Below are 11,533 nucleotides of genomic sequence, written 5' to 3'. Positions count from 1 at the left end.
TTTCTTTATCTAATACAGGCATATAATTTCAGTTTCATTATAACCGTCTATGAACCTATTTGCAACTAAGGTTTTACAAAATTTCCCAAATGATATAAATAAATCATATATAAAAAAGCGATCTTCAAAGACCGCTTTTTATATATGATTCATAATTACTTACTATAAGAATACGCCTAATGCTGCTACAACGATATAAGCAATTCCTACACCGACAAGCGGAGCAAAAACAGGCACCCATGCATAGGCCCAATCAGATTTTCCTTTCCCCGCAATCGGTAAAATAAAATGTGCCAACCGTGGGCCTAAATCTCGAGCAGGATTTATGGCATAACCAGTCGGTCCGCCTAGACTCATTCCTATCGCCCAAATTAAAATTCCTACAATATATGGTCCCATCCCAGCAGGAATAGATCCTACTTTTGCTGAAAAGATCATCCAAATCACAAACATAAGGAAAAATGAGGCAATTACTTCGCATAAAAAATTTAAAGAATAATGACGAATAGCTGGTGCTGTGCAAAAGATTCCCAATTTTGCACCTTGATCTTCCGTTTCACGCCAGTGCGGTAAATACGCTAACCATACAATTGCAGCCCCACATATGCCACCTAAAATTTGCACTACTGATGTAGCTAAAAATTGTGGTACCGTATAAATACCTAATAAGCATTTACCCAATGTAACAGCTGGATTTAAATCTCCCTGCGGTGCTCCCAAGGTAGTGGCAGTAAAAACCCCCAACGTAACAGCAAATCCCCATCCTGCGGTGATGCAAATCCACCCACCGCCTTGTCCTTTTGACTTGGCCAACGTATTGCATGCACACACGCCACATCCAAATACGAGTAAGACCATTGTACCAAAAAACTCTCCAATTAAGTTGTCCATGTGCAATCCTCCTTTTTTTTAATGGTTTTATATTTCTCCTCGAAAATAGTTGTTCACTATTATTCTTCTTCTCCCAACCAATTTTGTGCATGCCGTACAGCTTTTCGCCATCCCTTATAATACGAAGCCGCTTTAACTGGTTGCATCGTTGGTTCAAAACGATTTTGTAATTTCCACCGCTGTTTCAATTCTTCTTTAGAGTCCCATACACCAACAGCCAAGCCTGCTAGATAAGCCGCACCCAACGCCGTTGTTTCTATAACTTGTGGCCGTTCTACGGGTACACCTAAAATATCTGCTTGGAACTGCATAAGCATATTATTAGCTACGGCACCTCCGTCTACTCTTAATTCGGCTAATTTGATACCTGAATCCGCTTCCATCGCACCTAATACATCTTTCGTTTGATATGCCATAGAATCCAACGTAGCACGGACAATATGTGCTTTTGTCGTTCCCCGCGTTAATCCAATAATCATGCCACGAGCATTCATATCCCAATAAGGAGCGCCTAATCCAACAAAAGCGGGAACCACATATACGCCATCAGAATCAGGAACACGCTTAGCCACCCATTCAGAGTCAGGAGCCGTATCAATCAATCGCAAACCATCACGCAGCCACTGAATAGCCGAACCTGCCACAAAGATAGAGCCTTCTAATGCATATTCTACTTTACCTTCTAAACCCCAAGCAATGGTTGTAACCAATCCATTTTTAGATGAAATAGGTTTGTCACCCGTATGCATTAACATAAAGCAACCCGTGCCATAGGTGTTTTTTGCCATGCCTGGTGAAAAACAATTCTGTCCGAACAAAGCAGCTTGCTGATCCCCTGCTGCACCGGAAATCGTAACGGGAACCCCTAAAATAGAGGATACCGTTTCCCCATACACCGCACTTGACGGACGTACTTCTGGTAACATCGTTTTAGGTACAGTCAAATACCGCAATAAATCTTCATCCCATTGAAGCGTGTTAATATTAAACATCAATGTTCTGGAAGCATTTGAATAATCCGTTACATGCACCTTATTACCTGTTAATTTCCAGATGAGCCAAGAATCAATTGTTCCAAACAGCAACTCGTCTTTCGAAGCCTTTTCTCTTGCACCTTCTACTTGGTCTAAAATCCATTTTACCTTGGTCCCTGAAAAATACGCATCAATAAGTAATCCTGTTTTATTCTTAAATTCTTCTACCAATCCTTGTCTTTTTAATTCTTCGCAAATTCCAGCGGTCTGTCTTGATTGCCACACAATCGCATTATATATGGGGCAACCCGTATTTTTATCCCAAACTACGGTTGTTTCACGCTGGTTGGTTATCCCTATCGCCGCAATATCCGACGCCGTTAATCCCGATTGTTCTAGAGCACCTTTCATAACCTCTACCATGGTATGGTAAATTTCATTTGCATCATGTTCTACCCATCCTGCTTGGGGAAAATATTGCGTAAACTCTTTTTGACACACGCTCACAATATGCGAATCCTTATCAAAAATAATCGCGCGATTACTAGTCGTTCCTGCATCTAATGCCATAACATAGTTTTTAGCCATAAAAATGCCTCCTTATCTTGTATATAAACAACGTTTTGCTTATATCCGCAACTTTTTTATAGTATAATTATAAAATAGTAAATACGTTTTTGGCAACCTATATTTTACAAAATTGCATTTACTGTATAATTTAAAAAAAACAATTCTTTTAACGCATTCTAGATTATTTTCATCATATCTACATCTTATTTATCATAATTAATGAATATTTTTTGAACATTTTTTCAATATATACTTGCAAAAATCTATATTTACATAGATAATAAAGATAATAGTCAATAATTTATTTATAGATAGGAACTACATTATGACAAAAGACAAAAATAAATTAGCAATCAGTGCCGCAAAACTATATTACCAATCCGATTTCAGTCAAGCTGATATAGCACAAGAATTACAGATTTCTCGTCCCTCTGTTTCACGCTTATTACAATATGCCAAGGACCAGGGATTCGTTCGCATTGAAATCTTTGATCCCATCGAAGATCAAAGCCATTTATCACGCAAATTAGCACACGCTTACGAATTAAAACGAGTCATCATTGCCAATGCTCCGATTGAAAATGAAGAAGATATTAAACGCTATATCGGCAGAAAAGGGGCTGAGTATTTAAGTTCGATTGTAAAAGATGGCGATATTATCGGCGTTGGTTGGGGTACAACCATGCATTATTTATCACATTCATTAACCCCTCATGAATTAAAAGGTGCTCAAATTGTCCAATTAGAAGGGGGTATTACTCTATCTGCTAGTGAAACATATGCTACAGAGGTATTAGAACGCTTTGCTTCCAATTACAAAACCGTTGCTCAATCACTACCTTTGCCCGTCCTTTTCGATTCTAAAGAAGTACGCAACATGGTATATCAAGATAGACATATCCATCGCGTGCTAGAATTAGGAAAAAATGCCAATATTGCTTTATTTAGTGTTGGCACTGTACGCGATACAGCCTTATTTTTCCGTTTAGGCTATGCTGATGAAGAAGAAAAATCTTTTTTAAAAAAACATGCTGTCGGTGATATTTGTTCGCATTTTTTTACCATGGAAGGCAATATTGCTGATCTAGAGTTAGATGCACGAACGGTAGGTATTGATTTAAATTGTTTGCGCCATAAAGAATATAGCATTCTTCTCGCAGGAGGGAAAGCCAAACTAGACGGCATCTTAGCGGCTTTGCGAGGACATTATGCCAATGTCCTCATTACAGATCGCTTTACAGCCCAACGTTTATTAGAAAGAACGACAAAATAACCCCATCTAAAAAAAGGAAGTTATCCTCATGTGAAACATGATAATAACTTCCTTTTTTTTATTTCTTCATAGTACAAAGTCTTTCTTTTTCTTCTTTTGTAAAATGCTTGATTTTCCATTCCCACTGCATCGCTAACTGTTTTGTCGGAAAAGACTGCACCCAAGCAATGACAACAGGTCTACGTGCACGGGTATATTTAGCACCGCGACCTTCATTATGTGCCTTTAATCGCTTTTCTATATCCACCGTCCACCCCGTATATAACGAATCATCGGCACAACGCACCATATATGTATAGTACATTATTTATTTATGATTTCTACTTGTTCCAGAACAACCGTTTCTATCGGTTTATCTAAACCATCCGTTGGCGTTTTACTAATTAATTCGACAATATCATAATTTTCTACGACTTTACCAAAAATAGAATGATGCCGTAAAAGCCATGGTGTCGGTGCTACCGTAACAAAAAATTGAGAACTTCCTGTATTCGGGCCTGCATTGGCCATTGCCAATACACCCGGTTCATTAAAATCTAATCCCGGTGCGAACTCATCGGGAATCGTTTCTTTTGATCCACCAAAACCAGTTCCTTCTGGATCGCCACCCTGGATCATAAAATCCGCGATAACACGATGAAAAATAGTATTATTATAAAAACCTGCCGTAGCTAATGAAATAAAATTTTTTACCGTAATCGGAGCTTGCTTAGAATATAATTCTACCGTAAATTCACCACAATTCGTTTTAAAAACAGCCAACACTTTACTTTCCATAACTCACACTCTCCTTAAATTTCTATATATTATTCTCTATCATACAGGAGAACCCCCACAATAGCAAGATTGCACTATACATCCAATCCATAAAAACGTATATCATAACTCCATATCCACTTTATCTCTCCGATCACCTCAAACTAAAGGGTGATTTTTTTTATTTCGTTGTAATTCCAACAGCTAAAAAAAATATGTTCTCCTATACTATACGCATACACCAAAAAATTACTATATTTCACAACCATTAGGAGGTTTATAATGACACAACAAATGTTTTGCTTTCAATGTGAACAAACCAATAAAGGATTATATTGCTCGCAAGCTAAGGGAAATTGTGGAAAAAATGATGCAGTTGCACACTTACAAGACGAACTCACAGGAGCACTTATCAATTTGGCCACTATTTACTTAGAAAAATCTACCTTCTCTGAAGTCTGTCCGCTCTTTATTGATGGCTTATTTGCAACCATGACCAATGTCAATTTTGAAGCCGCGTCCTTTCATGAACTAATTCAACTAGTTCATGACCGTATCCAACACGAAGGCGGTTCTCCCTCACACGATTATGATCTGCAATTACTTTGGGCCGATCAAGAAGATATTCGTTCCTTAAAATCATTGCTACTTTTTGGTTTAAGAGGTATGGCTGCTTATGCCCACCATGCCTATGCATTGGGCTATAAAAATGACGACGTAAACACGTGTATTATAGAAGGTCTGTCCGCATTAAAAGACAATCATACCATAGATGAATGGCTTTCCCTAATCATGAATGTTGGCAAAGCAAACTTAACGTGTATGGAGATGCTCGATACCGCTAACACTAGTACCTATGGAACGCCTTCTCCAGTTTCCGTACCATTAACGGTTGATCCCGGACCATTTATTGTGGTAACGGGTCATGACTTAAAAACATTAGAATGCTTACTAAAACAAACAGAAGGTACGGGGGTTTCTGTATATACGCACGGCGAAATGTTACCCGCCCATGCTTATCCTCAATTAAAAAAATACACCCACTTAAAAGGGAATTTCGGCACAGCTTGGCAAAACCAACAACAAGAATTTGCCAATCTCCCTGGGGCTATATTATTCACAACAAACTGCTTAATGCCCCCTCGTCCATCTTATGCCGATCGTGTTTTTACAACAGCTGTAGTTGGCTATGCGGATATTACTCATATCGATGCATCAAACGACTTTTCTCCCGTAATAAAAAAAGCCATCACTCTAGGTGGCTATACAGAATCTCAACATTTTACAGGTATCAATGGTGGCACGTCTGTCCAAACAGGGTTCGGTCACCAAACCGTACTTTCTGTTGCGGACACATGTATTCAAGCAATTCAAGATAATGTAATACGCCATATTTTCCTTGTAGGTGGATGTGATGGTGCCAAACCAGGCCGTAATTATTATACCGAATTTGTAAAAAAAGCTCCCTCAGATACACTTATCCTGACCTTAGCTTGTGGCAAATATCGCTTTAACGATCTAAATCTGGGTACGATTGGCGGCCTTCCTCGTTTAATGGATATGGGGCAATGTAACGATGCATATAGTGCTATTAAGGTAGCCCTTGCCTTAAGTGACGCATTCCATTGCTCTGTAAATGACTTACCTCTCACCCTCATACTATCTTGGTATGAACAAAAGGCAGTATGCATTCTACTTACATTACTATATCTAGGTGTAAAAAATATCTATTTAGGACCTTCATTACCCGCTTTTATTTCCCCTAATATTTTACAATATTTAGTAAAACATTATCATATATCTCCCATCAGTACTCCCGAAAAAGATTTAGCTACTATTTTACCTCAATAAGATACCTGATGACAAAAAAAGCTGTATCCATAGATACAGCTTTTTTCTTTATACGTTATTTTGCCATCAATGCATTTACTTGTTGACGCAATTGTTGATTTTCTCTTGCTAATTCATTAACCTTTTGAGATAACATAGCCACTTGTTCTTCTATGGATGACATCGTTCCTACCTTGGCTGTAGAAGTACCTACATGATAGGTAACGCCTACATTAGCTGCAAGATGTCCCGAAAAAACAGTAGATGCCCCCCAAGAAATTTGCATATTAGACTTTTTATGATAAAAACCACCTAAAGCCACCGCTGTTTTTCCATTATAAGTACCTAAGGCTGCCGCAATTTCCATTCCTTGCGTCATATTAGCCATAGGATGTAACCCTGCTAAAGCGGCTGATAAAGCACCCGTTTTTCCCATTTCCTTATATACTTGTCCTGTCGTTGCACCATCATGAGAATCGGCTTCCCATCTACCGTCTTTAACATTAACCAAACGACGATTTAACGTATTATTACCAACCGATACAGTATTTTCTTCAACAGCAACACTATTTACACCTAAAGCAACACTGTTATTTGCACGAACTTTTGCGTTAGTCCCTACCGCTGTCGCATTGTCATAAGCATGCATTTTTACCGTAGTATCTTTCGTCACTAATTCTTTAAGTTTATCACCTGTAATTACTCCTCGATATTTACTCTTAGGATCGGTTAATAGCAAATCTTCGTCTTTATTTTTATACGGATCTACAGACATATCACTATAGCCCTTCCCCCTTGGGGCCACTTCAATCCAACCCGTACTTGCATCTGCACCAATAGCCGTAGAATTTGTACCAAATCCAGTGGAATTTGTACCTACTGCCGTTGCATGATCACTTTTCTCAAAATGCAAACCATGTTTTAACTCCTTTTCATTCGCATACGAATCGGGTAACATATATCCTGTACGAGCATTCATCCCTAATGTAGTTGCACCCTTACCAAAAGCAATCGTATTCGCCCCTATAGCCGTACCATCACCTGCAGCAATAGCATTCGTCCCAAACCCAGTACGGGTATAATGAATCGTAACGCGTGCTACATCATATGCCTCGTCTTTAGGTAATAGCGCAGAAGATAAATTTCCAGGTCCCTGCCATCCTACTACTTCTCCCTTTTGATTCAATTTAGGTCCATATGGATAATCTGGCGTTTTTCCTTCTTCGTCTTTTACGGGATGTGCATCAAGAAGGACACTTGCTCCTGCTACTACATCAACAGACGTTGTCGTTTTTGTCGCAAATTGTGTGTGATGTTCCTTCGTTTTACTTGCTGGATATCCCATAACAACGGTTGCATTGGGTGAAATATCAACCGCATTAGCTGCAAATGCTACACTTCCTAATACCATAGTTGCAGCCATAACTGCTGCAATAGATGTTCTTCCTTTCATGACCCCCATCATCTCCTATTATTTTTTTGTTAAGACAAATGAAATATACAATACTAGATAATGATTGTCAATAATAAATTCATTTTTTTTAATCTTTTTTATTATACCGTTTATTTATTTTTTTAATTAGTTATATATATATATGATAGTATGCATTAATTAAACGCATCAGCGAAATATTTTACTGATAATCTTCAAGCAAACCATTCTTTATTAATAAAAAATGGTTATTATTAGTATTCCCTTTTACTTACTTATGCTATAATAACTCTATACGATTAATAAGTACGTACGCATAAATAAAGGATGCTATCATGTATACAGAAAAAGAAATAAAAAAATATATAAAAATGCTTCATTTAAATCCCTATGCTATAAAAAATATTGTTGAGCCGACGGAAGAAATGAAACGTATTGCAGTGCAAGAAAACGGACAGCTTTTACAATATATCGAATCTCCTTCGTTAGAAATCCAGACGTTAGCTATAGAAAATGCACCAAAGGCGATTCAATATATTACCGATCCATCACCCGAATTATTAATTAAAGCCATTAAACGTGGTTGGAATAATTTGGAATATATTCAAAATCCTTCACCCCAACTAATTCGGCTTGCCTTACAAGAATCAGGCTGGGCAATTCAATATATCAAAAATCCTTCGTTAGAATTACAATTATTAGCTGTAAAGAAAAATTATGATGCCATCAAGTTTATCGCCAATCCTGCACCAGAAGTGCAGCAAATAGCTATTGAAAAAAACTACGAAGCATTGCGATATGTAGAGCATCCCACCCATGAAGCATGTTGCTTAGCCGTAAAAAAAAGCGAGCGTGCACTTCCTCTATTGCGAAAAATCACCAAAGCAGATGCTCGTGAATATTTACAATTAAATATCTTAAGTGTAAAATATCTACCCCCACATATCGTATTTAGCGAAAAAGAATGGGGTGATTTATTACGCGAAGTCATCAGCCAGGAAACTGTCGATGAAACGTATATCCGAAATTTTATAAATTGTCATGCTTTCGATAAGAATGGCGATGTCTGCCCTATGAATAAATTGCAATTTATTTATGATTATGGAAGTAAAAAAGCCAAACAAATTACCGTAGATGAAAAATTATCCATTAAATAGAGGTACATTATGAACTTTAAGGAAACCTTACAAAGTGTAGAACTTATCTTAGCTGCCCGTGACGTGCCCCTGCTTGTAGGCGATACGGGAATCGGCAAAACCGCCCTGGCTTCTGATGTAGCCAAAAAAAATGACTGGTCTTTGCTTGTTATTGATGGCAATTTATTAAAAGAAGGTGAAATAGGCGGCTTACCTACCATTACAACATATACGCGACTAAATGCGGCCGGGAAATCTGTCAAGGAAACAACAACAACCTATGCAATTCACCACACCTTACGAGCGATTGATGAAGAAATTGCTAACCAACGTACGGTATTACTTTTTATTGATGAAATTAATCGCTGTGAACATGCAGTCCAACAAGAATTGATGAACTTGATTTTAAATAAAGAAATCAATGGATATCATTTACATCCAGACGTCCGCATTATTGCCGCAATGAATCCTAGTGACTCCTATGATTACGAAACGGTCAATATGGATTTAGCACAGCAAAATAGATTTGTCTGGTTATACATGGAGCCCGATTACGCCCAGTGGTTAGATTGGGCAGAAACAGCCGGTATCGAACCAGAAGTGCGCGAATTTATCGCCACCTTTCCCGATTATCTCAATCAGCATCATGAAGATGATATCCATGCTACGCCCCGTAGTTATGAACGAATTTCCAAAGCATATAAAATATACAAAGAAAAAAAACAAACCATTTCCAAATCCGTATTTTTTAATGTCATCCGCGGTAATGTAGGAAAAGTTATCGCCGAAGAATTTACCCATTTCATCGAATCTGATCACCTTCCATTATTAACGTATAATGATATTTTTGAAGGCTCTCCTGATGATACGCAATTACAACTTCGCATTCAAAAAGAAAGCCACACGCGACTTTATTTAACTGCCAAAAATATCTTTATGCGTTTAGAAAAAGATACCACTACGGACACTCCTCTAACAGCTTATCAAATAAAGCGAATCATCTCACTACTTGCTATGTATCCCGTTGATCTAATGATTGGTATGATGAAAGATATGCGTTTCAATACGCCTCATATATATCAACAAGTATTAAATGAAGAATCTTTTGTAAACTTATATTTTAAAGCATATTGTCAGGTATAAAACCATGCAGCATACAACAATCGAGAAAACAGCATTTCTCTTATACGAAGAACTAAAAGAAAATTATGAAGAGTATATCGCTTCACCTAACCATCAAACCACGCCATTTCACATGCCCAATTCTTTCACGCTAGATTTTTTCAAGTTAATCGATCATGTGATTTTAGGTTTAATGGAAAATGATGATAACTTTTTTGGCTTCTTTTCTTTTCAAATGAAAAAATCTCTTCGTTTTGACATTGCATCACCTACAGCGGTAAATTTTAAAAGTGCTGCCTATGTATTATATTTTAATCCATTTTTATATCTCCCTTTAACCGAAGATCAGATGAAAGATGCAATTAAACATGATATTTTCCATATTGTTTCCCTCCATTTGATTCGTGCCAAAGATGTAAAAAATATGTATAGCAAATTAGCTATCAATATGGCTATGGATGTTATTGCCAATATGTATATAAAGCATGTTCCCCCTAATGCCATTACCTTACAATGGTTGAATACGCAGTTAGGACTTTTTTTGCCACCTTTTGAAACCTTTGAATATTATGTAGAAAAAATTCAATCCGCCTTAGATAATCAAACGGAAATGCCTTCATATGAGGGAGATATCGAAAACGCCCCCCTCCAATTGCAATTTAATCCAGAAAAAACACATGATATCTGGGAAGAATCCGATACCTTAGATAGTTCAACGTTACAAAAATTTACCGAAAAATATATCAAAGCCGCATTAAAAGGAAATCCACCCACGTATCTAACGAATATATTAAATAAATTAGAACAGGAAGCCTCTTCTCTTCCTTGGAGTTTTTATGTAAAAAAATTTGTCGGTTCTATCGCTGCCGAACGAAAAAAAACCACGACACGCTTAGATCGTAGACAACCACATCGCTTAGATCTGCGTGGAAAATTACGTCATCACACTGCTCGCTTATTAATTGCATTAGATATTAGCGGTAGCATTAGTGATGAAGAATTTAAACAGGCACTAGTAGAAATAATTGAAATATTAAAAAATTTCAAACATAAAATCACTATCATTGAATGTGATGATAACATTCGCTGTGTCTATCCTTTACAGACCATAAAAGATGTCCAAGAACGACCAGAAGCTCGTGGAGGTACATTATTTTCTCCCGTTTTTTCGTATGCCAATCAACATAATATAGATGTTTTAATTTATTTTACAGACGGCAAAGGCGAAAAAACACTGTCCGTCACCCCCCAAAGATATAAAGTGCTTTGGGTATTGACGGGAGCTTCTTTATCCGTGACACCTACGCACGGCATAGTAAAACATCTTGCACCACAAAAAAAACAAGATCCCGATCTGATGTTTTATAACGTAGAAAGAGGCGGCTATTCCATGAATAATCAAGAAAAAATGTTATTATAAACTAGACTAATCTGCTTTCTTGTTCTAATGAAACCGAACTAAACAGATATAAAAAAGAACTTCTCTTATATTATACAAAGAGAAGTTCTTTTTTTTGGTGGGCGATGACAGGATCGAACTGCCGACATC

10 protein-coding genes are annotated in these 11,533 nt (G+C 37.4%); 5 read left to right on the top strand and 5 right to left on the bottom strand.

Annotated features, from left to right (window positions below; translation table 11 throughout):
- Positions 1 to 162: 162 nt before the first annotated feature.
- Together HMPREF3182_RS06370 and glpK are read right to left on the bottom strand one after the other, a co-directional pair.
- On the bottom strand, positions 163 to 891 hold the full coding sequence (locus HMPREF3182_RS06370; protein ID WP_062486319.1) for an MIP/aquaporin family protein: 729 nt from the start codon (positions 889 to 891) through the stop codon (positions 163 to 165).
- Positions 892 to 950: 59 nt separating this feature from the next.
- The gene (gene glpK / locus HMPREF3182_RS06365) at positions 951 to 2,453 is read right to left on the bottom strand and encodes a glycerol kinase GlpK (protein WP_062486316.1); all 1,503 of its coding nucleotides are present in this window, start codon (positions 2,451 to 2,453) and stop codon (positions 951 to 953) included.
- Between the two features lie 307 nt (positions 2,454 to 2,760).
- Between glpK and HMPREF3182_RS06360 the strand changes: the two genes are divergently transcribed.
- Entirely contained in the window at positions 2,761 to 3,708 is a 948-nt protein-coding gene (locus HMPREF3182_RS06360; protein ID WP_062486312.1) for a sugar-binding transcriptional regulator, read from the top strand.
- 58 nt (positions 3,709 to 3,766) lie between these two features.
- Here the strand turns inward: HMPREF3182_RS06360 and HMPREF3182_RS06355 are convergent, their stop codons facing one another.
- Positions 3,767 to 4,012: a GIY-YIG nuclease family protein gene (locus tag HMPREF3182_RS06355; protein ID WP_007393318.1), complete on the bottom strand. Its 246-nt coding sequence runs from the start codon at positions 4,010 to 4,012 to the stop codon at positions 3,767 to 3,769.
- The gene (locus tag HMPREF3182_RS06350; RefSeq protein ID WP_007393316.1) at positions 4,012 to 4,485 is read right to left on the bottom strand and encodes a peptidylprolyl isomerase; all 474 of its coding nucleotides are present in this window, start codon (positions 4,483 to 4,485) and stop codon (positions 4,012 to 4,014) included. The genes HMPREF3182_RS06355 and HMPREF3182_RS06350 overlap by 1 nt, the downstream gene beginning before the upstream one ends.
- 261 nt (positions 4,486 to 4,746) lie before the next feature.
- On the opposite strand from HMPREF3182_RS06350, the gene hcp reads away from it, so the two are divergent.
- The gene (gene hcp / locus HMPREF3182_RS06345; RefSeq protein ID WP_062486309.1) at positions 4,747 to 6,315 is read left to right on the top strand and encodes a hydroxylamine reductase; all 1,569 of its coding nucleotides are present in this window, start codon (positions 4,747 to 4,749) and stop codon (positions 6,313 to 6,315) included.
- A gap of 55 nt (positions 6,316 to 6,370) precedes the next feature.
- Here hcp and HMPREF3182_RS06340 read toward each other — a convergent pair whose 3' ends face one another.
- On the bottom strand, positions 6,371 to 7,747 hold the full coding sequence (locus HMPREF3182_RS06340; protein ID WP_062486306.1) for a YadA-like family protein: 1,377 nt from the start codon (positions 7,745 to 7,747) through the stop codon (positions 6,371 to 6,373).
- A 314-nt stretch (positions 7,748 to 8,061) separates the two neighbouring features.
- Between HMPREF3182_RS06340 and HMPREF3182_RS06335 the strand changes: the two genes are divergently transcribed.
- The 3 genes from HMPREF3182_RS06335 to HMPREF3182_RS06325 are packed head-to-tail and all read left to right on the top strand — an operon-like array spanning position 8,062 to position 11,404.
- Positions 8,062 to 8,883, top strand: a complete 822-nt coding sequence (locus HMPREF3182_RS06335) for a hypothetical protein (RefSeq protein WP_062486303.1) — start codon at positions 8,062 to 8,064, stop codon at positions 8,881 to 8,883.
- A gap of 9 nt (positions 8,884 to 8,892) precedes the next feature.
- Complete coding sequence (locus HMPREF3182_RS06330; RefSeq protein ID WP_062486301.1) at positions 8,893 to 10,005, top strand: AAA family ATPase; 1,113 nt, start codon at positions 8,893 to 8,895, stop codon at positions 10,003 to 10,005.
- 4 nt (positions 10,006 to 10,009) lie between these two features.
- Positions 10,010 to 11,404, top strand: coding sequence for a vWA domain-containing protein (locus HMPREF3182_RS06325; protein ID WP_062486298.1), 1,395 nt, complete (start codon positions 10,010 to 10,012; stop codon positions 11,402 to 11,404).
- Positions 11,405 to 11,533: the final 129 nt, after the last annotated feature.

It is taken from the genome of Megasphaera hutchinsoni (assembly GCF_001553405.1).
In the GTDB taxonomy this organism is placed as follows: Bacteria; Bacillota; Negativicutes; order Veillonellales; family Megasphaeraceae; genus Megasphaera; species Megasphaera hutchinsoni.
This window is presented reverse-complemented; position numbering and strand designations above follow the sequence as displayed.

Bases quoted from the DNA above. Each gene is read 5' to 3' on its own strand.
- HMPREF3182_RS06355 (WP_007393318.1), bottom strand. From the start codon at position 4,012: ATGTACTATACATATATGGTGCGTTGTGCCGATGATTCGTTATATACG.
- HMPREF3182_RS06330 (WP_062486301.1), top strand. From the start codon at position 8,893: ATGAACTTTAAGGAAACCTTACAAAGTGTAGAACTTATCTTAGCTGCC.
- HMPREF3182_RS06350 (WP_007393316.1), bottom strand. From the start codon at position 4,485: ATGGAAAGTAAAGTGTTGGCTGTTTTTAAAACGAATTGTGGTGAATTT.
- HMPREF3182_RS06370 (WP_062486319.1), bottom strand. From the start codon at position 891: ATGGACAACTTAATTGGAGAGTTTTTTGGTACAATGGTCTTACTCGTA.
- glpK (WP_062486316.1), bottom strand. From the start codon at position 2,453: ATGGCTAAAAACTATGTTATGGCATTAGATGCAGGAACGACTAGTAAT.
- HMPREF3182_RS06335 (WP_062486303.1), top strand. From the start codon at position 8,062: ATGTATACAGAAAAAGAAATAAAAAAATATATAAAAATGCTTCATTTA.
- hcp (WP_062486309.1), top strand. From the start codon at position 4,747: ATGACACAACAAATGTTTTGCTTTCAATGTGAACAAACCAATAAAGGA.
- HMPREF3182_RS06360 (WP_062486312.1), top strand. From the start codon at position 2,761: ATGACAAAAGACAAAAATAAATTAGCAATCAGTGCCGCAAAACTATAT.
- HMPREF3182_RS06325 (WP_062486298.1), top strand. From the start codon at position 10,010: ATGCAGCATACAACAATCGAGAAAACAGCATTTCTCTTATACGAAGAA.
- HMPREF3182_RS06340 (WP_062486306.1), bottom strand. From the start codon at position 7,747: ATGAAAGGAAGAACATCTATTGCAGCAGTTATGGCTGCAACTATGGTA.